General features: G+C 61.4%; 20 protein-coding genes. 11 read left to right on the forward strand and 9 right to left on the reverse strand.

Annotated elements, in window-relative coordinates; genetic code table 11:
• Positions 1-52: 52 nt before the first annotated feature.
• From MWU54_RS02365 to gatC, 4 genes are read right to left on the reverse strand one after another with little or no spacing between them, the layout of a single operon-like run.
• The gene (locus tag MWU54_RS02365; RefSeq protein WP_247081025.1) at positions 53-748 is read right to left on the reverse strand and encodes an N-acetylmuramoyl-L-alanine amidase; all 696 of its coding nucleotides are present in this window, start codon (positions 746-748) and stop codon (positions 53-55) included.
• A complete protein-coding gene (locus MWU54_RS02370; protein ID WP_247080507.1) occupies positions 712-1,425 on the reverse strand; it encodes a hypothetical protein in 714 nt (237 codons plus the stop codon). The genes MWU54_RS02365 and MWU54_RS02370 overlap by 37 nt, the downstream gene beginning before the upstream one ends.
• Positions 1,426-1,447: 22 nt before the next feature.
• On the reverse strand, positions 1,448-2,932 hold the full coding sequence (gatA, locus tag MWU54_RS02375) for an Asp-tRNA(Asn)/Glu-tRNA(Gln) amidotransferase subunit GatA (protein WP_247080509.1): 1,485 nt from the start codon (positions 2,930-2,932) through the stop codon (positions 1,448-1,450).
• On the reverse strand, positions 2,932-3,219 hold the full coding sequence (gatC, locus tag MWU54_RS02380; protein ID WP_247080511.1) for an Asp-tRNA(Asn)/Glu-tRNA(Gln) amidotransferase subunit GatC: 288 nt from the start codon (positions 3,217-3,219) through the stop codon (positions 2,932-2,934). Before gatC ends, gatA begins: the two co-directional genes overlap by 1 nt.
• A gap of 184 nt (positions 3,220-3,403) precedes the next feature.
• Here gatC and MWU54_RS02385 point away from each other — a divergent pair, with 184 nt between their 5' ends.
• A complete protein-coding gene (locus MWU54_RS02385; RefSeq protein ID WP_247080513.1) occupies positions 3,404-4,702 on the forward strand; it encodes a Hint domain-containing protein in 1,299 nt (432 codons plus the stop codon).
• Here MWU54_RS02385 and bchJ read toward each other — a convergent pair.
• Together bchJ and bchE are read right to left on the reverse strand one after the other, a co-directional pair.
• Complete coding sequence (gene bchJ / locus MWU54_RS02390; RefSeq protein ID WP_247080515.1) at positions 4,597-5,184, reverse strand: bacteriochlorophyll 4-vinyl reductase; 588 nt, start codon at positions 5,182-5,184, stop codon at positions 4,597-4,599. The two genes, MWU54_RS02385 and bchJ, sit on opposite strands and share 106 nt — an antisense overlap.
• A 4-nt stretch (positions 5,185-5,188) precedes the next feature.
• The gene (bchE, locus tag MWU54_RS02395) at positions 5,189-6,853 is read right to left on the reverse strand and encodes a magnesium-protoporphyrin IX monomethyl ester anaerobic oxidative cyclase (protein ID WP_247080516.1); all 1,665 of its coding nucleotides are present in this window, start codon (positions 6,851-6,853) and stop codon (positions 5,189-5,191) included.
• Positions 6,854-6,997: 144 nt separating this feature from the next.
• Between bchE and MWU54_RS02400 the strand changes: the two genes are divergently transcribed.
• Positions 6,998-7,690, forward strand: coding sequence for a metal-dependent hydrolase (locus MWU54_RS02400; RefSeq protein WP_247080517.1), 693 nt, complete (start codon positions 6,998-7,000; stop codon positions 7,688-7,690).
• 122 nt (positions 7,691-7,812) lie between these two features.
• Here MWU54_RS02400 and MWU54_RS02405 read toward each other — a convergent pair whose 3' ends face one another.
• Positions 7,813-9,099, reverse strand: coding sequence for an O-acetylhomoserine aminocarboxypropyltransferase/cysteine synthase family protein (locus MWU54_RS02405; protein ID WP_247080518.1), 1,287 nt, complete (start codon positions 9,097-9,099; stop codon positions 7,813-7,815).
• A gap of 230 nt (positions 9,100-9,329) precedes the next feature.
• Between MWU54_RS02405 and MWU54_RS02410 the strand changes: the two genes are divergently transcribed.
• Positions 9,330-10,322: an NAD(P)H-quinone oxidoreductase gene (locus tag MWU54_RS02410; RefSeq protein ID WP_247080519.1), complete on the forward strand. Its 993-nt coding sequence runs from the start codon at positions 9,330-9,332 to the stop codon at positions 10,320-10,322.
• Between the two features lie 72 nt (positions 10,323-10,394).
• On the opposite strand, the gene MWU54_RS02415 is transcribed toward MWU54_RS02410, so the two are convergent.
• Both MWU54_RS02415 and MWU54_RS02420 read right to left on the reverse strand, forming a co-directional pair.
• Entirely contained in the window at positions 10,395-11,843 is a 1,449-nt protein-coding gene (locus tag MWU54_RS02415) for a cobyric acid synthase (RefSeq protein ID WP_247081026.1), read from the reverse strand.
• A 104-nt stretch (positions 11,844-11,947) separates the two neighbouring features.
• The gene (locus MWU54_RS02420) at positions 11,948-12,970 is read right to left on the reverse strand and encodes a LacI family DNA-binding transcriptional regulator (RefSeq protein ID WP_247080520.1); all 1,023 of its coding nucleotides are present in this window, start codon (positions 12,968-12,970) and stop codon (positions 11,948-11,950) included.
• Positions 12,971-13,116: 146 nt separating this feature from the next.
• Here MWU54_RS02420 and MWU54_RS02425 point away from each other — a divergent pair, with 146 nt between their 5' ends.
• The 8 genes from MWU54_RS02425 to MWU54_RS02460 all read left to right on the forward strand — a co-directional run bounded on the left by MWU54_RS02425 (position 13,117) and on the right by MWU54_RS02460 (position 19,938).
• Entirely contained in the window at positions 13,117-13,302 is a 186-nt protein-coding gene (locus MWU54_RS02425) for a hypothetical protein (RefSeq protein WP_247080521.1), read from the forward strand.
• 22 nt (positions 13,303-13,324) lie between these two features.
• A complete protein-coding gene (locus tag MWU54_RS02430; protein ID WP_247080522.1) occupies positions 13,325-14,473 on the forward strand; it encodes a TRAP transporter substrate-binding protein in 1,149 nt (382 codons plus the stop codon).
• A gap of 116 nt (positions 14,474-14,589) precedes the next feature.
• Entirely contained in the window at positions 14,590-15,102 is a 513-nt protein-coding gene (locus MWU54_RS02435) for a TRAP transporter small permease (protein ID WP_247080524.1), read from the forward strand.
• A gap of 12 nt (positions 15,103-15,114) precedes the next feature.
• Positions 15,115-16,443, forward strand: coding sequence for a TRAP transporter large permease (locus tag MWU54_RS02440; RefSeq protein WP_247080526.1), 1,329 nt, complete (start codon positions 15,115-15,117; stop codon positions 16,441-16,443).
• 12 nt (positions 16,444-16,455) lie between these two features.
• Positions 16,456-17,763 (forward strand): histidinol dehydrogenase, encoded by a 1,308-nt coding sequence (gene hisD / locus MWU54_RS02445; RefSeq protein WP_247080528.1) that lies wholly within the window; start codon positions 16,456-16,458, stop codon positions 17,761-17,763.
• Entirely contained in the window at positions 17,756-18,517 is a 762-nt protein-coding gene (locus MWU54_RS02450; RefSeq protein ID WP_247080529.1) for an SDR family oxidoreductase, read from the forward strand. Before hisD ends, MWU54_RS02450 begins: the two co-directional genes overlap by 8 nt.
• Complete coding sequence (locus tag MWU54_RS02455) at positions 18,514-19,494, forward strand: alcohol dehydrogenase catalytic domain-containing protein (protein WP_247080530.1); 981 nt, start codon at positions 18,514-18,516, stop codon at positions 19,492-19,494. The genes MWU54_RS02450 and MWU54_RS02455 overlap by 4 nt, the downstream gene beginning before the upstream one ends.
• Positions 19,495-19,524: 30 nt before the next feature.
• Positions 19,525-19,938 carry a universal stress protein gene (locus MWU54_RS02460; RefSeq protein WP_247080531.1) on the forward strand — a complete coding sequence of 138 codons (414 nt, stop codon included), beginning with the start codon at positions 19,525-19,527 and terminating at the stop codon, positions 19,936-19,938.
• Positions 19,939-19,969: the final 31 nt, after the last annotated feature.

Below are 19,969 nucleotides of genomic sequence, written 5' to 3' on the forward strand. Positions count from 1 at the left end.
GAAACGCCGGGGCGCTGCCCCGGACCCCGAGGTATTTGGAAAACAGAGAAGATCAGGTTGCGGCAACGGGCCAGCGTTGGGCCAGATTGGCCATCAAGGCGCGATCGGTGCTGTCGAGCGGGCCTGTTGCGCCGGGGCGAAATCGCAGGCGCATGCTGTGCAGGATCACCTCGCAGGGCACGTCTGCCGTGTAGCCGAAGGTTCTGGCATTGTCCGTGAACGACCCGTCGCCTTCGGGCGTTGGCCAGATCGACAGACCTTGCCGTGCCAGCCGTTGCCAGTCGAACCTGCGGCCCGGATCGATCTTGCGTCCCGGTGCCATGTCGGAATGGCCAATCACCCGGTCTGGCGGAATGCGGTGGCGCGCCAGAATGCCGGACAGCAATGCCTCGACCGCGTCCATCTGGGCGGCGGCGAAGGGTGTGGTGCCGGTATTCGAGATTTCGATCCCTATGGAGCGCGAGTTGACATCGGTCACCGGCCCCCAGCGCCCGGCCCCGGCATGCCAGGCGCGATCGGCCTCGTCGACCAATTGCCAGACCGTGCCATCGGCTCCGACCACGTAATGCGCGGACACCTCTGCTTTGGGGGTGCACAACCAGTCACGCGCCCGTTCGGCGCAATCCATCGCGGTATAGTGCAAGACGACAAGGTCGGGCACGGCACCATCGCGCCGCGGCCCGCAATTGGGGGACGGATGCCAGAGCGGCGTCAGTTGCGCACCGCGCGGAACGGAGCCGGATCCCAGGAACAGGCAAACCCGTCGCCATCCGGGTCCAGGTTTTGACGATCCCGGTCCGGGCCACCGGCGGCCAGAAACGCCTCTTGCGCTAGATCAGAGGAGGCAAAGCCTGCGCAGGCGCGCTGGTGGCGGCTTTCCGAGGCAAAGGCCGACCGACGGTAGATCGGCGCGCCCTTGGGGTTGGTGGTCTGCAGCGCGTAGGCCACGATATTGGGTGTGTTGGTGCCGGGCCGCGACGGCAGCGCCTCGGGCGCGATGATCTGATAGCGGGCGCGGTTCTGGGCGATCAGTGCCGCGTCGCTTTCGATGGTCCGGGAATTCGACACCGCGTCGAAATCGTTTTCACCCGAGATCCCGGCGGCGTTTTCCACGATCCGGGGGGCCGGATTGCTGGGCGAGGCCTGCACCGGAGCGACACCGGAATTGGCGTTGCGGGCCTCGGCCTGAGCCTGCTGTTCGGGTGTCAGCGCGCTGAGCGGCGCACCGGTCACAGCCGGGGGCGCGCCGATGGTGGTTGGCGCGGCGCGGCCTTCCAGCACAGCATCCCGCTGGCGTTGATAAGTGTCGTAGCGGTCAAAGCCGACGCCCTGGCCGCTGTCGGGAATGGACGATGTACAGGCCGACACCACCAAGGCCACGGCACAGCCGGCGATGCTGCGAAAGGATAGGGTGAAATCTGTCATGTCCTGCCTCTTTTGGCGCTGCTTACCACCACCGTGCGGGCTTCGCCACAAAACCGGCCGCCTGTTCAAGCGCATAGGCGGTATTCAGCAAATCGCCCTCTTCCCACGGGCGGCCGATCAGCTGCAGCCCCAGCGGCAGACCCTGTGCATCAACACCGGCAGGCACCGAGATGCCGGGAAGCCCGGCCAGGTTCACGGTCACGGTGAAGACGTCGTTCAGGTACATCTCGACCGGGTCGGTCACTTCCTTACCCAGCTCGAACGCGGCGGATGGTGTCGCTGGTGTGAGGATCGCATCGACGCCCTGGGCGAACACGTCTTCGAAGTCTTTCTTGATGAGCGTCCGCACCTTGCGTGCACGGTTGTAATAGGCGTCGTAGAACCCGGCGCTGAGCACATAGGTGCCCACCATCACGCGGCGCTGGACTTCGGGGCCGAACCCTTCGGCGCGGGTTTTTTCGTACATCTCGGTGATGCCGTCGCCCTGCGCCAGCTTGGCCCGGTGGCCGTAGCGCACACCGTCATAGCGGGCGAGGTTCGAGGACGCCTCAGCCGGGGCAATCACGTAATAGGCGGGCAGCGCGTATTTGGTGTGCGGCAGGGAGATATCTTTCATCACCGCGCCCGCGTCTTCGAGCATCTTGCGCCCTTCGGTCCAGAGCGCTTCGATTTCGTCGGGCATGCCGTCCATGCGGTATTCACGGGGAATGCCGATGGTCTTGCCCTTGATGTCGCCGGTCAGCATCGCCTCGAAATTCGGCACCGCCAGATCGGCGCTTGTGCTGTCTTTCGGATCGTGCCCGCACATCGCTTCCAGCATGATCGCGGCATCACGCACGTCCTTGGTCATGGGCCCGGCCTGATCGAGGCTAGAGGCAAAGGCCACGATGCCCCAACGCGAACAGCGCCCGTAGGTTGGCTTGATCCCAGTGATCCCGGTAAAGGCCGCAGGCTGGCGGATCGACCCGCCGGTGTCGGTGCCGGTCGCGCCAAGGCAAAGGTCCGCCGCAACCGCGCTGGCCGAGCCACCCGAGGACCCGCCGGGGGTCAGGGCTGTGTCGTCATTGCCGCGCCGCCACGGGTTGACCGCGTTGCCATAGGTCGAGGTCTCGTTCGACGAACCCATGGCGAATTCGTCCATGTTGAGTTTGCCCAGCATCACCGCGCCCGCATCAAAAAGCTGGCTGGTGACGGTGCTTTCATATTCCGGCTTGAACCCGTTCAGGATCGCGCTGGCGGCCTGCGAGGGCACGCCCTTGGTGCAGAACAGATCCTTGATGCCCAGCGGAATGCCGCACAGGTCCGGCGCGTCGCCCGCTTTGATCCGGTCATCGGCAGACTTGGCCTGCCCCATCGCCACCTCGGGCGTTTTGTGCACAAACGCGCCCAGCGCGTCGGCGCCGTCAATGACGGTCAGACAGGCTTCGGTCAGCTCTGCCGAGGTCACGTCACCGGCACGCAGCGCGTCGCGGGCCTCGGAAATTTTCAGGCGTGTCAGATCGGTCATTATTCCACCACCTTCGGAACGGCAAAAAAGCCTTCGCGCGCGTCGGGCGCGTTGGACAGGACCGCGGCCTGCTGATTGCCGTCGGTGACACCATCTTCGCGGCGCTTCAGGCGCATCGGCGTGACAGACACCATGGGGTCAACCCCGTCGACATCGACCTCGTTCAGCTGTTCGATAAAGCCCAGAATGTTCGAAAACTCCTGCGCGAGCGCGGGCAACGCATCGTCTTCGACGCGGATCCGCGCCAGTTTGGCCACGCGCGCGGCGGTTTCTATGTCGATGGACATGGGTGGTGCCCCTTTAGCCTGACGTTGGTTTGGTTGGCTTGCGTTTAACTTTGCGCAGCAGCACACGCAAGTCATTGCCGCATCACGTGACCGCCAGTGGATTTGGAAACAATTTTCCAAAAATTCGCCACATTGTCCGCGTATCCTGTCCATCCCAGTCAAACCGGATGATCAGAGCAGTCTCATGCCCGACACATTGCTTGGCGGTATTGCGATCAACGAGTTTCTGGTCGACCCCAACAGCGCAACCAACAACTACGACACCGATGGCAACGGTGTGGCGCGTGGGCGGGACGAGTTTCTGGAACTGGTCAACACGTCGAATGCAGCGATCGACATTTCCGGGTTAGAGCTGTGGGATCAGGGCCGTGACAACTGGTTTACCTTCCCACCCGGCACCATCCTGCAGGCTGGCGCTGTTGCTGTTGTGGTCCGCGATGTGCAATCCGGTGGCAGCCTTCCGACAGTGACCGGCAATAACCTTGCCTTCGACGCCAATTTCGGCAGCAACGTCTTCAACAATGGCGGCGACAATATTGTTGTCTATGACCCGGCCAATGACGAATACATTCAGGCCACGTATAATGGCGATCCGCAGCTTGATCCGACGACAGCTTCCGGCTTTTCCGGATTTTCAAGCTCCGCAACCCGATCCGGGTCAGGCGAAGATTTCGGCAATGACATTGATGGCATTTCGCTGCAGCGTCTGGCCACCGGATTTACCAACAGTGACGTCCCGACGCCCGGATCGCTGATTTGTTTCGTAAACGGCACGTTTATCGAAACGGACGCGGGGTTTCGCCCTGTTGAAACCTTGCGCGCCCGGGATCTGGTGCGGACACTCGACGCCGGGCTGCAACCTGTTGCATGGGTTTTTGAAACGGTGGTGACACAGGCACAATTGGACAGCGATGACCGTCTGCGGCCGGTAACCCTGCCGGCCCTGCCCGGATTTCCACCGCTTCAGGTGTCCCGCCAACATCGGCTGATGGTGTCGGGGAAAATCGTGCAGCGCATGTTCGGCACTACGGACGTGCTGATACCAGCCAAGGATATCCTGACAGACGGTCCCGCCGCGCCCGAAGCTGGCACCGAGCTACGCTACATCCATGTGCTTTTGGACGGACATTACATTCTGAATGCCAATGGCTATGCCGCAGAAAGCCTGTTCCCCGGATCAGAGGCGCGGACCACCCTGTTCGTCTCTGCGGTGAGCGCCTTGCCGACCCACGCCAAAGCGCGTGTTGCGGGCCTTCTGAATACCTCCGTTCCCCCCGCCCGTCCGCTGGTGTCCGGGGCCAAGGCGCGACGGTTGAGTCATCGGCATCGGAAAAACGGCAAACCGCTGGTCACCCGGTTTCGCGATGCAATGACGCCTCAGCGCATAGTGGAGACAAAAACCTCAAACCGGCAGGCATGGGCGTGGTCCAACGCGCAGCAGGCCACCTCCCGGCAGATGCTTTTGGGATGCACCAGCACCTGATAAAGCCGCGCAAAGACGGCGGCATGCCAATGACAAAGCGGCGTATCGCTGTGTTCGCCCCGCACGATCGGGTTCTGCGCAATTTCAAAACACCATGGCGTCACAACGCGAAACGCGCCTGAGCCCGCAAAGGTCCAGGCATGTTTTTCGATGGCTTTCGACAAGGCACGCGCCGCCAGGGGCGCGGGCAACATCCTGAGCAGCAACTGCGCAATTTCGGGAATGCGATGCGCCAGAATGTAATCGGCGGTCGCGCGTCCTGCCTGCGTGGCCAATTGCGGAGCCATGTCGGGTTCGTCCCGGCGCAAGACCTGATGCAACCGTGCCGCGTCGCGTTCGGGGATCATCTGGGATCCGTCCGGGACATGGAAAATCCCCGCTTCGGCCAGCATCTGAACCACGCGCGCCTCTCCGCCGATCCGCTCGATCTGCGGCAGAAGCTGCAGAACCGCGTTCGGTCCGATCAGGGCACCGGAGGGCATGTCCCTAGACATCCTCCATTTGCTGCGTGCCACCACCACAGGCGCGCACTTCGGCCCCGTTGGGCATCTTGAAGTCCTGCGTCCGGCTTGCGGAGCGTTCCTTCATCTGCGCTTTCACGGCCTCCCGGCGTTCTGCCGCCTTGGCAGCCTTGTCAGCCGAGGCTTCCCAGTCTTCCATCTGCGCTTCGGCGATGGTGCGGGTTTCGTCAAAGTGGAAATCCAGCTTGTTCTTGGATTGCGGCCCGGTGTAGCCGACCTTGCCCAGATCATAAAACGTGCGTCCGACCCCGGCTTTCAGGAAGGCATACAGGCATCCCAGCAAGTACCGACGCCGGAACCCCGTGCCGCGCCATGGGTAATGGAAGAGCGCCTTTTTCATGTAAAAGCGCCGGTAGTTGTTCATCACCCCGTCAAGCAGTTCCCCCCGCTCCATCGCGGCGGGCTTCATGATGGGCGTCACAAAGTTATAGCGACTGAAATCAAAGACTTCGACCTGATCCTTCATCTCCTGAAACAAGGGCGTAAACGGCCACGGCGTGTACATCGACCAGTTCGCCAGATCAGGCTGCCAGTCCCACGCCATCTTGTAGGTCTCTTCCAGAGTCTCCGGCGTTTCGTTGTCGAGACCGACGATAAACTGCGCCTCCACCAGAATGTCGGCTTCGCGCAGCAGACGGATTGCTTCCTTGTTTTCCTCGACCTTGGTTTCCTTATTGAAGATGTCGAGTTTCATCTGCGCGGCGGCTTCGGTGCCCAAGGACACATGCACCAGCCCGGCCTTGCGGTAAAACTTGAGCAAATCGCGGTCGCGGTAGATGTCGGTGACGCGGGTGTTGATGCCCCATTTCACCCGGTCCGGCAGACCGCGGTCGATCAGTTCCTGACAGAAGGCGACGAATTTCTTCTTGTTGATCGACGGTTCTTCGTCCGCCAGAATAAAGAACCCGACCCCGTGATTGTCGACCAGATCCTCGATCTCATCGACAACGTCCTTGGGATCGCGCACGCGGTAGTCGCGCCAGAATTTCCACTGCGAACAGAACGAACAGGTGAACGGACAGCCGCGCGCAAGGTTCGGGATCGCAACGCGGGTGCCCAGCGGGATGTAGATATACTTGTCCCATTCCAGAACCGTCCAGTCCGGCTTGATCTTGGACAGGTCCTTGACCGTGCTTGCCGCTTGCGTCGCAACGATCTTGTCCCCGTCAAAAAAGGCCAATCCCTTGATCTTGTGCTTGTCCGCAGGCCAGCGTCCGTCTTCGATGGCCAGCATCAATTCGGTGCAGATCTCTTCGCCTTCGCCGCGCACGATCACGTCGATCCAGGGGGCTTCGGACAGAACCTGCTTGTACATGAAGGTGGCATGCACCCCGCCCATCACCCGCACCGCATCCGGAACCACGTCGCGCGCGATCTTGAGAACATCTTCGGCGCGGTAAATTGACGGTGTAATCGCGGTCACGCCGACCACGTCGGGTTTGACCTCTTCGATCCGCTGCGCCAACGTCGCGTCGTCGATATTGTCGGTCATCGCGTCGATGAAATGGATGTCGTCAAACCCGGCTTGGCCAAGATGACCGGACAGATACGCAACCCAGGCCGGGGGCCATGTCCCGGCAATCTCTGCCCCGCCCGAGCGGTAATTTGGGTGGACAAACAGAATACGCATCGGACGACTCCCCTATTGTGTCAACTTAATCTGACACTATAGCCGTCAACAAAACTTGACATGGATCAAATTCGGCCTGCGCTCTTCCAGAATTTGCGGTGCATGTTACGCTGACAGCAGATTTGACGCAGGGGAGATACGCGGATGAATATCATTTGGCTGGGACACGGATCGTTTCGTATCGAGATCGAGGATCAGGTTCTGCTCATTGACCCGTGGCTGAACGGAAACCCGATGCTGGAGGGCCATGATCCCGATGCCGCAATCGCGGGGGCGACGCATATCCTGGTGACCCACGGGCATTTCGACCACACCACCGATATCGTGGAGGTGTCGCAGAAAACCAAGGCGCCGGTCTCTGCGATGTACGAGCTTGGCCAGCATCTTGTCAGCCTGGGGGCGGTGGAAGGCAACGCCTTTAACAAGGGCGGCACGATCACCCTTGGGGCGGTCAGCGTCTCGATGGTGCCGGCCTCCCATTCGTCGTCCACCGGCACCGATGCGGGCACCGCCTATATGGGGACCGAGATCGGCTACATCATCAAAGGCGACGGCCACACGATCTATCTGTCCGGGGACACCGCGATCATGGCCGACATGGATTGGATCGGCGACTACTACAAACCCGATATCGGCATCCTGAGCGCGGGTGGTCACTTTACCATGGATATGGCCGGGGCAGCTTATGCGGCGAAACGGTATTTCAGCTTTAGGACCGTGATCCCATGCCATTACCGTACGTTCCCGCTGCTGGAACAAAACGCGGATGTGTTGAAGGACGGCCTGCGCGGCGTGGATGTGATCGAACCAGAGGTAATGGCACCCATCCGGTTCTAGGCACGCGCCAAGCCCGTTCGAACGGGCTTGCCGCATTTTCGAAAATGCGGACCGCACCCGAAAAAGGCCCGGCAGAAAAGCTCTGCCGGGCCTTTTTCGAGTATTTTGGTACCGGCGTCGGATCAGACCGCGTTCAACGCCTTGTTCAGATCTGCCTTCAGATCGGCGGGATCTTCGGTGCCAATCGAAATCCGCACCACGTTCGGCGCAGCCCCCGCCGCGACCTGCTGTTCCAGGGTCAGTTGGCGGTGGGTGGTCGAGGCCGAATGGATCACAAGACTGCGGGTATCCCCAAGGTTGGCGACATGGCTGAAGATTTCCAGCGAATCGACAAATTTGGTGCAGGCATCGTAGCCGCCCTTCAACGCAACGGTGAACAACGCGCCAGCGCCCTTCGGGCAGATCTTTTCAACCCGGTGGTTATAGGGCGACGACGGCAACCCGGCATAGGTGACCGCTTCGACCGCGTCATGGGTTTCCAGCCAGGCGGCAATCTCCATCGCGTTTTCAACGTGCTTCTGCATCCGCAGCGACAGCGTCTCGATCCCCATCAGCGTGTAGTGCGCCGCCTGCGGGTTGAGCGTCATGCCCAGATCGCGCAGACCAATCGCGATGCCGTGGAAGGTGAAGGCGAGCGGACCAAAGGTCTCTGCAAATTTCAGCCCATGATAGGCGGGTTCGGGTTCGCTCAGCGATGGGAACTTGTCGTTCGCAGTCCAGTCAAACTTGCCGCTGTCCACCACGCAGCCGCCCATGACGGTGCCATTGCCGGTCAGGTATTTGGTCAGGGAATGCACCACCAAAGTGGCGCCATGCTCGATCGGGCGGCACAGGTATGGCGTGGCGGATGTGTTGTCCACGATCAGTGGAATGCCCGCAGCGTCCGAGATCGCCGAAATCGCATCCAGATCAGTGATATAGCCACCGGGGTTGGCGATGGATTCGCAGAACACCGCACGCGTGTCGTCGTCAATCGCCGCCTTGACCGCATCCAGATCATCGAAATCGACAAAGGTCGCCGACCAGCCGAAGCGTTTGATCGTCTGGCTGAACTGGGTGACCGTGCCACCGTAAAGGCGCGTCGAAACAACGATGTTCTTGCCCGGTCCCATCAGCGGGAACAGTGCCATGATCTGCGCCGCGTGCCCCGAGGAACAGCACACCGCCCCCACACCGCCTTCCATGGTCGCAACGCGTTCCTGAAGCGCAGCGACGGTCGGGTTGGTCAGGCGGGAATAGATGTAGCCCACTTCCTGCAAGTTGAACAAAGCCGCCGCGTGGTCCGCATCGCGGAACACATAGGCCGTGGTCTGGTAGATCGGCACCTGCCGCGCCCCCGTTGCCGGGTCGGGCCGCGCGCCTGCGTGGATTTGAAGAGTGTCGAAGCCGTATTCGGGTCCGTCGGTCATAGTGCTGTCCCCCATTGGGTCGGTGTCAGTTGCGCCTAGGATTAGGGCATCACCGGAACGGTCACAACTGTTGCCAGAGCTGAAAGATCATCCATTCGCGGCCACCGCTCCGGACCGGAACGCGCGTTCGGCAAAAATGCGACGGCGCGAAACGCTGTTCCCGGCCCTTGCGATCCGGTGGCAATCTGCGAAACATGCAGGTCTCCGACAGCAGATGTGAAAGACCCGCCATGACCCTGCCCTCCACGATGACTGCCATTGAAATCTCGGACCCCGGCGGGCCGGAGGTGCTTAAACCCGTAACTGTGGATTTACCCACTCCGGGGCCGGACCAGATCCTGATCAAAGTGGCCTATTCCGGCGTGAACCGCCCGGACGCGCTGCAGCGCGCGGGCAGCTATGCGCCACCTCCCGATGCCTCCCCCCTGCCGGGGCTGGAGGCGTCGGGCCATGTGGCGGCCGTTGGCGCGGGTGTTTCGCGCTGGTCGGTGGGCGACACGGTGACAGCGCTGCTGCCGGGTGGCGGCTATGCGGAATACGCGGTGACCTTTGCCGATCTCGCCCTGCCGGTGCCGGAGGGGATGCCCATGGATCAGGCGGCCGCCCTGTGCGAGACATTTTTTACCGTTTGGTCAAATGTGTTCGAACGCGGTGGTTTGCAGGCGGGGGAACGCTTTCTGGTGCATGGGGGATCGTCGGGTATTGGCACGACCGCCATCCAACTGGCCGCGCTGCGCGGTGCGCGGGTGTTCACGACCGCCGGGTCGGACGACAAGTGTTCGGCCTGTCTGACGCTGGGCGCAGAGCAGGCGTGGAATTACCGCGACGTGGATTTTGTTGAAAAGATGCGGACCGAAGGTGGCGCGGACCTGATCCTGGACATGGTGGGCGGCAGCTACATCCCGCGCAACATCAAGACCTTGGCGGATGATGGCCGCCTTGTTCAGATCGCCTTTCTGCAAGGCCCCAAGGTCGAGATGAACTTCGTTCAGATGATGACCCGGCGGTTGACCCTGACCGGCTCAACCCTGCGCCCGCAATCCGTGGCGGCCAAGGCCCGCTATGCCCGCGCGCTGGAGGCCGAGGTCTGGCCGCATCTGGCCAGTGGTCGGATCGCGCCGGTGATGGACAGCGAATTCGCGTTGAGTGATGCCGCGTCCGCCCATGCGCGGATGGAAAGTTCGGCCCATATCGGAAAGATCGTTTTGAAGGTCGCAGCCTGATCACGGGTGCTATGGGCTTTCGAAAGCCCATGCACGCGGGTTGGAAACACTGAGTAGAAGGATATCCGCCCCTTACCGCGCGGCAATGGGCCGGGCCGCGTTCAGCAGACCGTCGATATCCAGATGCGCCTCCATATGCTCTGCCAAATCGTCCAGCGTGGATTCAACAGTCCGCGTGTAATCGGCGGCTCCGGAGGCCTGTCCGGCGGCCTGTAGAAAGGCCTGTCGGAACCCGCCGGACATGAACAGCCCGTGCAGGTAGGTTCCCATCACTTGCCCGGTCGGTGATATCGCCCCATCCGGCATGTCCTGGATGCGCGCGAAGGGGCGCGTGGTGTCCGGGCCATCGGTTGTCCCGATATGTATTTCGTAGCCCTCAAACGGCTGACCCGTTGGCACATGTGTCGCGGTCACGCGGGTCAGGGTTTTGGCCGGTTGCATGCGGGTGGTGACGTTCAGCAACCCCAACCCCGGCGTGACTCCGGCTGGTCCTTCCAACCCCTCGGGATCTTCTATGCAGGTCCCGAGCATCTGATACCCGCCGCAAATCCCCAGCACATGCCCCCCACGCCGGAGATGCGCCTGGATATCCACGTCCCAGCCCTGCGCGCGCAGAAACGCAAGGTCGGCCCGGGTCGACTTGGTTCCGGGCAGGACCACCAGATCAGCATCGCCGGGCAACGGTTTGCCAGGGGGAACCATGGTCACGCGCACCGATGGTTCGGCCTTGAGCGGATCAAGATCGTCGAAATTGGCAATCCGCGACAGCATCGGGCACACCACATGGTAGCCCTCACCGGTACTGACGTCCGACAGGTCAACCGCGTCTTCAGCTGGCAATAGATGCGCGGCGTCAAACCATGGCAGGACACCGAACCCCGGCCAGCCGGTATGCGCCTCGATCGCGGTGTAGCCATCTTCGAACAGGGACACATCGCCCCGGAACTTGTTGATCAGGAACCCCGCAATCCGGTCGTTGTCCTGCGCCGTCATCACCGCCTGTGTGCCCACGATCTGCGCGATAACACCGCCACGGTCGATATCCCCGGCCAGGATCACCGGGACGTTTGCGGCACAGGCGAAGCCCATATTCGCAATGTCGCCGCGCCGCAGGTTCACTTCGGCGGGGCTTCCCGCACCTTCGATCAGGATCAGGTCGGCCGTCCTGGCAAGCGTATGATAGCTGTCCAGAACCACATCCATCAACGCGCCCCGATCTTCGCGAAAGTTGCGCGCTTCCAGCCAGCCTTTGACCTTGCCCTGCACCACGACCTGCGATCCCCGGTCGCTTTCGGGCTTGAGCAGAACCGGGTTCATGTGCACCGACGGCGCGCGTCCGCAGGCCAGCGCCTGCAGCGCCTGCGCGCGGCCGATTTCGCCGCCATCGTCTGTGACGGCCGCATTGTTTGACATGTTCTGGGGCTTGAACGGGGCCACCGACAGCCCTCGGCGCAAGGCGGCGCGGCACAGTCCGGCCACGAGCATGGACTTGCCCACATTCGACCCTGTGCCCTGGATCATCAATGCGCGCGATTGATCAGAGATGTGTGCCACGGGTGGTGTCTTTCAAATCACGGAATGATCGCGGTGGTAACGCGAGATGGTCGACGTGTCGACGGCGGCCGTCAGCGCGGGATCGCTTTGAGCGACTCGCGCAGGCGCAGCGAGCTTTGCAATTCAATCGCACCGCCCGAACTGCGTTTTTCTACCATGTCGATCAACGCCGCCGCCGCGCGTTTGCCCATGTCACGATGCGGGACGTGAACGGTAGTCAAAGGCGGATTCACGATGCGCGCCAGCTCGATATCGTCAAACCCGGTGATCGACACATCGTCGGGGACAGACAGCCCAAGTTCGCGCACCTTGCGCATTGCCCCAACAGCCAGCACGTCATTGCCGCACATGATCGCGGTGGGCCGGTCGGCCCCTTTCATCAGCGTTTCGCAGGCCACAGCGCCGTTTTCGATCTCGTAGGGGGTTTCAATGACGGTCAGCGTCTCAAGCGGGATCGCCGCCTTGCGCAACCCGTCCCGAATGCCCTCAAGCCGTGCCCGCGCGCGATCATTGCCTTCGGTGATACCCGAAATCACCGCGATCTTGCGGTGGCCTAGTGATGTCACCGTTTCGGTCAGGGCACACATCGAGGCGCGATTGTCGAACCCAACGGTGGGCTGATCGCTATCCGGATCATAGACCCAGGCCGACAGCGACGGAACGCCCTGACGTTGCAGGTACCGATACAGCGCCGGGTCGCGGTCATGGCCGATCAAAAGCAGCCCGTCCGCCCCGCGCGCCACCAATGCGCGGATCTGTTCTTCCTCGATCTTGGGTTGATAGGCGGAACTGGACACCAGAAGCGTGTACCCCCGCGTGTGCAGTTCTTCCTGAAACGCCTGAAGCCCCCGCGCGAAGATCGCGTTTTCCATGGTCGGGATAATCGCACCGATGGTAAAGGTGCGCTTTGCCGCCATCACGCGTGCGCCGAAATTGGGTGTATACCCAAGCTGTTCCACGGCATTCATCACGCGGATGCGGGTGCCTTCGACCACCCGGTCCGGTGAATTCAGACACCGCGACACCGTCGCTGTCGACACACCTGCAGTGCGTGCAACATCGTCCAATGTCGGAACAGATCGCATGTCTGACATCAAGGGCCTTTTGTTCAAATCCGTCACTCGCAGGTTAGCATGAACATCAGTGTAAGGAAGTGCGACGAAAATGTAAGCGCTTGCAAGATTCAAATGTAAGCGCTTACACTGAGGTCAGAATCATTATCCGCTTTCGGGGGTTCGGGATGTTTTTGATCGCTTCACTTGTCGTCTTTGTCGTTTATTTCGCCAATGTTGCGCTTGGTGCGATGTCCAATTCAGCCTTCCTGGGAGACGTTGGCGAAATGCTGGTTCTGTTCGCTGCTTCGATCCTGTTCGTCGTGGCGATTCTTCGAAAAGAGGCTGACCGGAACAAAAAAAACGGTGGCTGAAGGTCCATTGGGAGGAGACCAAATGACTGATGATCGCAAAGAGCTCGAGTCCATCGAGCGCCGCAATTTTCTGAAAGTAATGAGCACGGGTGGCTTTACCGCAGCTGTGGTCGCTGGCGCGGGTGGTCTGCTCTGGTCGTCAGAAGCAGCAGCACAATCCGCAAACGAAGAGCGGGAGCGCGAACAGGCTGCCGAGCACACCATGGTGATCGCAACCGCCTACGTGCTTGGTGCGTCGCGCAGCTATCCGATCATGCAACTGGATCTCAAGGAAAACATCCAGAACGCAACCAACGGCAAGGTTTACGTGAAACTGGCCCCCGGTGGTCAGCTTGGCGCAGGGGGTGCGCTGGTTCAGGCGGTTCAGGGTGGCACAATTCAGGCCGCGCAGCATTCGCTGGCCAATTTCGCACCGTTTGCATCCACAGTTGACCTGATCAACATGCCGTATCTTTGCGGGTCCAATCAGCGCTTCACAAACCTTGTGAATTCCGACTTCTGGAACACCGAAGTGCACCCGAAGGTCGAGGCTGCGGGGTTCAAAGCCCTGTTCTATGTCAACATCGATCCGCGCGTTGTTGCGGTACGCAAGGGCGGCGCTGGCGCGGTTCTGAGCCCAAGCGATCTGAGCGGCGTGAAGTTCCGCGTACCCGGCTCCAAGATGCTGCAGCAATACTACCGCATGGTCGGCGCGAACCCGACACCGGTTGCCTGGGGTGAAACGCCATCCGCGATCAAGCAAGGCGTGGCGGATGCGCTCGATCCGTCCGTGGGCGCGCTGTATGTGTTCGGTTTCAAGGACATCCTCAGCCACGTGACCTTCACGCAGGCGGTCCCGGACAGCCAGGTCTATTCCTGTAACCTGGAGTGGTTCAATTCGATGCCTGCCGACGTTCAGGAAGGCATCATGTGGGGGTCAGAGATGACCGCGCACCAGAACCTGTCCAAGGTTCCGTCGGCCCGCGCCTATGCCATGGCCGAGCTGGCCAAGGCCGGCGTGGAGTTCCACTCGCTCAGTGATGATCAGCTTGGCGAATGGAAGGAAGCGGGCGGATATCAGCGTGCGGAATGGGACGAGTTCAAAACTGAACTGGCCGGTTCCATGGACGCGTTTGCCAAAATGGAAGAAGCCGCCGGGACGCAAGGCAAGTACTACGTCCACGACGCATGACGTCACGGGCGGGCGCGGGATACCGCGCTCGCCTGCTTTTTCATGTCTTCTCAGCATAGACACCCAACGCGCGGAGCCGCGTGACGCCTGATCTATGCGCACCGAAAGGACACGCTATGTCTGTCTGGCGCCGAATTGACCGGGATGCCGAGCGTTGGTTGCTTCTCGTGTTTTACGTGATGCTGGTCGCCACGATGGCCATCGAAGTGCTGCGGCGGGAGGTCTTTTCGTACTCCTCGATCTGGGGCGAAGAGATTGTCCGCTATTCCTTTATCTACCTGGCATGGGTCGGGGCCGCAGCGGCGGTCAAGGAACGTGCGCATATCCGGATAGATGTGGTGATGCATTACCTCGGGCCCCGGACCAAGGCGCTGCTCTACATCTTTGGCGATCTGGTCATGTTCGGCGTCGCGATCATCGCGCTCTTCTGGTCTTTGGAGACGGTACACGTCTCGTACAAATTCGGGTCCGTGACCCACGGGTTACGCATTTCCAACGTGTGGTTCCTGATGGCCGTGCCGTTGGGGTTTACCCTGATGATCTGGCGCTTGATCCAATCCCTGCTGCGCGATGTGCGGTCTCTTCGTGACGGAACCCCCGTCTACGAAGGCGACAAGCTGTTTGATTAAGGAGCCTGAGAGATGCTTTGGCAAACCATGAACCAAACAGTCGAGCTGGGCTGGGATTTCTACGCCCCGGTGATCCTGTTTGTTGTGCTGATCGCGCTGGCCGTCCCGGTCTGGGCCGCCATCGGCACATCGGCCATCACCATGCTGCTGATGTCCGGCGACCTGCCGTTGAGCCTTGTGGGCGAAAAGCTGTTCTCCGGGATCGACGCCTTTGCCCTGACCGCGGTGCCGCTGTTCATCCTGACGGGGGACGTTCTGGTCCGAACCGGGTTATCGCGCAAGTTTCTGGACGTGGCCGAAGCGCTGACCTGCTTTGCCAAGGGCGGCTTTGGATCCGCCACCGTTCTTGTCTGTGGCATGTTCGCGGCGATCTCGGGATCGGATGCGGCGGGGGCTGCGGCGGTGGGTCGGATGACCATCGCGCGGCTTGTGGAAAGCGGCTACCCCCGCCCCTATGCCTGTGCGCTGGTTGCGGCGGGTGCCTGTACCGGCATCCTGATCCCGCCGTCGATCGCCTATATCATCATCGGCCTTGTGCTGGGCATATCGGCATCCACGCTGTTTCTTGCCGCGCTGATCCCCGGATTGGCCATCCTTGTTTCGATCCTGATCACCAACCTGATCATGAACCGCATCTACAAGTATGAAGGCGGCGGCAACATGTCGATGGGCGAATGGGGCGGCAACCTTGTCCGCGCGCTCAAATCCGGCTGGTATGCGTTTATCGTGCCGGGCATCATCTTTTACGGCATCTTCTCGGGGCGTCTGACCCCAACCGAAGCCGGTGCGACGGCGGTTGTTGTGACAATCATCATGGGTTTCATTCTGCGCACCCTGTCCTTTGCCGATTTCCCGGCGATGCTGGTCAGCTCGGCCAAGGTGAACGGGGTGATCCTGCCCATCATCGCATTCTCGGCCCCGCTGGCCGAAGCGCTGGCGATCATGGGCGTTCCACAGGGGTTCGTGGCCTCCGTGACCAGCCTGACCGAAGAGCCATGGATCCTGATCCTTCTGATGATCGGCATCCTGATCGCCGCAGGCTGCGTGATGGAAACAACGCCCAACATCGTGATCCTTGCGCCGATCCTGCTGCCGCTCGCGGAGAACATCGGCATGAACGAGATCCAGTTCTGTATCATGATGATCACCGCCTTGGGGGTCGGCTTTATCACCCCGCCCCTTGGGCTGAACCTTTTCGTCGTTTCGGGAATAACCGGAGAATCGATCCTCAAGATCGCCGTCTACGCCGTTCCCTTTGTGCTTTGCATGTTTGTCGTGGTGCTTCTGATCGCATACATCCCGTCGATCTCGACCACGCTCTTGCCTGATATCTACAAGTAGGACCTTCCTCACATGACACGTGAATACCTGAAAAAAGCGACCCTGACGGCCAAATCGGATGCGTCCGAAGTGCATGAGACGGTCAAGTCAATCCTTGCGGATATCGAGGCGGGCGGCGACGCAACGGCGATGGACTATGCGGCCAAGTTCGACAAATACGAAGGCAACGTCCTGCTCACAGCCGAAGACATCGAAGCGGCCTGTGCTTTGGTGCCGGACAAGCTCAAGCGCGATATCGAATTTGCCCATGCCAATGTGAAACGGTTCGCCGAAGCGCAGAAAGCAACGGTATCGGATGTCGAGGTCGAGATCGTGCCGGGCATGATTGCCGGGCAAAAGGCGATCCCGGTGGATGCGGCGGGCTGTTACGTGCCCGGCGGGCGCTACAGCCACATCGCGTCTGCAATCATGACGGTGACCACCGCCAAGGTTGCGGGCTGTCATCACATCACCGCCTGTTCCCCACCCCGCCCCGGCGTGGGTGTGGCGCCGGCCATCGTCTTTGCCGCGCATATCTGCGGGGCCGACAAGATCATGGCGATGGGCGGTGTGCAGGGCGTGGCCGCGATGACCTTTGGCCTGTTCGGTTTGCCCAAAGCCAATATCCTTGTCGGCCCCGGCAACCAGTTCGTCGCCGAAGCCAAGCGCATCCTGTTCGGCCGCGTCGGCATCGACATGATCGCTGGACCGACCGACAGCCTGATCCTAGCCGACAAAACCGCCGATCCGCATATCGTGGCCACGGACCTCGTGAGCCAGGCCGAGCATGGCTACAATTCGCCTGTCTGGCTGGTCACTGATGATCGCGCGCTGGCCGAGACCGTGATGGACATGGTGCCCGGTCTGATCGACGACCTGCCCGAGCTGAACAGCCAGAACGCCGCCGCCGCGTGGCGCGACTATGCCGAGGTGATCGTTTGCAGCGACCGCGAGGAAATGGCCGCCTGTTCCGATGATTACGCGCCCGAGCATCTGACCGTTCAGGCCGAGGATCTGGATTGGTGGCTGGACCGGCTGACCTGTTACGGATCGCTGTTCCTTGGCGAAGAAACCACCGTGTCCTATGGCGACAAGGCAACCGGCACGAACCATGTTCTGCCCACGTCCGGCGCGGCCAGCTATACCGGCGGTCTGTCGGTGCACAAATACATGAAGATCGTTACCTGGCAGCGCGCCACCCGCGAAGGGTCGCGGGCGGTGGCCGAAGCAACGGCGCGGATTTCGCGGCTTGAAGGCATGGAAGGCCACGCGCGGGCGGCTGATGTTCGACTGGCCAAGTACTTCCCAGGCGTGAATTTCGACCTGACCGCCGATGGCTGACACGGCCCGATTGTTTGACCTGACCGGGCGCGTTGCCGTGGTCACCGGGGCCAGTTCCGGCCTTGGTCGCCGCGCGGCGGTGACACTGGCGGCGGCAGGGGCGAAGGTGGTTGGCGTCGCCCGGCGCAGAGATGCGCTGGCCGATCTGTGCACGGAAATTGGCGAGGCCGCAGCGTATGTCGTGGCCGATGTGGCGGATCGCGCGGCGATGGATGACCTCACGGCGGCTTTGACCGCGCCGTTCGGATCCCCCGATATCGTGGTCCACGCCGCCGGGATCAACACGCGCGAAGCCGCCGACGATGTGACGCCCGAAGGCTGGGACACAACGCTTGCCCTGAACCTGTCAGCGCCGTTTTTCCTGTCTCAGGCGCTGGTTCCGGCCATGAAAGCCAAAAGCTGGGGCCGGATCGTCAACTTTGCGTCCCTGCAGACCACCCGCGCGTTTCCCGGCGGAATTGCCTATGGCGCAACCAAGGCCGGGATCGGCCAACTGACCCGTGCCATGGCCGAAGCATGGTCGCGCGATGGCATCAACGCCAACGCCATTGGACCGGGGTTTTTCCCGACCGAACTGACCGAGGCCGTGTTTTCGGACCCGGATCGCGCGGCCCGCAATGCGGCGCAGACCTGCATTCAGCGCAACGGTCGGATGGACGACATGGACGGACCGTTGCTGTTTCTGTGTTCGGACGCGTCATCTTACGTCACCGGTCAGGTTCTGATGGTGGACGGGGGGTTTACCGCGAAATGAAGGCCTTGGTGTATGACGGGGTTGAGACCCTCACCTATCGCGACATGCCGGATCCGGAACCGCAGCCCGGTGAACACGTGATCCGCATTGATGCGGTGGGGATTTGCGGGTCAGACATGCACGCCTATCTGGGGCATGATGATCGCCGCCCTGCCCCGTTGATCCTTGGTCACGAAGCCGCTGGTGTGATCGAGGCCGGACCCCTTGCGGGCAAACGGGTCACTGTGAATCCGCTGGTCACATGTGGGGCCTGTCCCGCCTGTAGCAATCAGCGCGAAAACCTGTGCCCCGACCGGCAGATCATCTCGATGATGCCGCGCCAGGGCGCGTTTGCGCAGTTTGTCTCGATGCCAGAGACCAATCTGGTCGAGGTTCCGGAAACCGTGTCGCTGACACATGCCGCGCTGGCCGAACCTTTGGCGGTCAGCTGGCACGCCGCGCGGCTTGCGCTTGACGCGCTTCATCCCGGGATGGAGCGCAAGGCTCTGGTCATCGGCGGCGGGGCGATTGGATTGGCGGCGTCACTGGCGCTCAAGGCGATGGGTGTGCCGGACGTGACGCTTGTGGAACCCAATGACGCGCGGCGTGCGTTTCTGGCGGACACCTGTGGTGAGACGGTTGTGACCCGAACCGACGCGGCATTCCCGCTGGTGATCGACGCGGTGGGCTATGCCGCAACGCGGGCCATGGCCTCGGCACAGGCGCTGCCCGGCGGGGTGATTGCCCATGTCGGATTGGGGGACGACCTTGGCGGTCTGGATGTGCGGCGCATGACACTGCAAGAGATCACGTTTATCGGCACCTACACATATACCGCGCAAGATTTCCGTGACACCGCGCAGGCCATTTTCGACGGCACGCTTGGAACGCTGAACTGGATCGAAACCCGCCGCCTTGCAGAGGGTGCAAACGCGTTCCGCGACTTGCGCGCGGGACGGGTTGCAACACCCAAAATCGTTCTGGAGCCATGGACCTGAAACGGATCTGCGCAGATTAGGAGACACGACATGTATAAGAAAATCCTTGTTCCCATGGCGCTTGACCACGGGATTTCGCCGCAAACGCTTGAGATCGCACGGGTTCTGGCCAATGACGGCGCAGAGATCGTTGCACTGCACGTCTACGAAGCGCCGCAGGGATCGGTGAAGGCATACCTAGATGAAGAGGTGGTGAAAGCCGGATTTGACCACGCGAAAACCAGCATGGCGCAAAAGCTGGAGGGCATCGACGGCGTGACCCCGGTGATGGTCACAGGGCATTCCGCACGGACCATTATCGATTATGCCAAGGCGCATGATTTCGATTGTATCGTGATCGGATCGCACAAACCGGGCCTGAGCGATTTCTTTCTGGGATCGACCGCAGCGCGCGTTGTGCGTCACGCCCCCTGCGCCGTGCATATCCACCGCGACGCCGACTGACGCGCTGACACCAGCCCTGCAACAGCCCGGA

The sequence above is a fragment of the Marivita sp. S6314 genome, assembly GCF_023015985.1.
GTDB lineage: Bacteria > Pseudomonadota > Alphaproteobacteria > Rhodobacterales > Rhodobacteraceae > Marivita.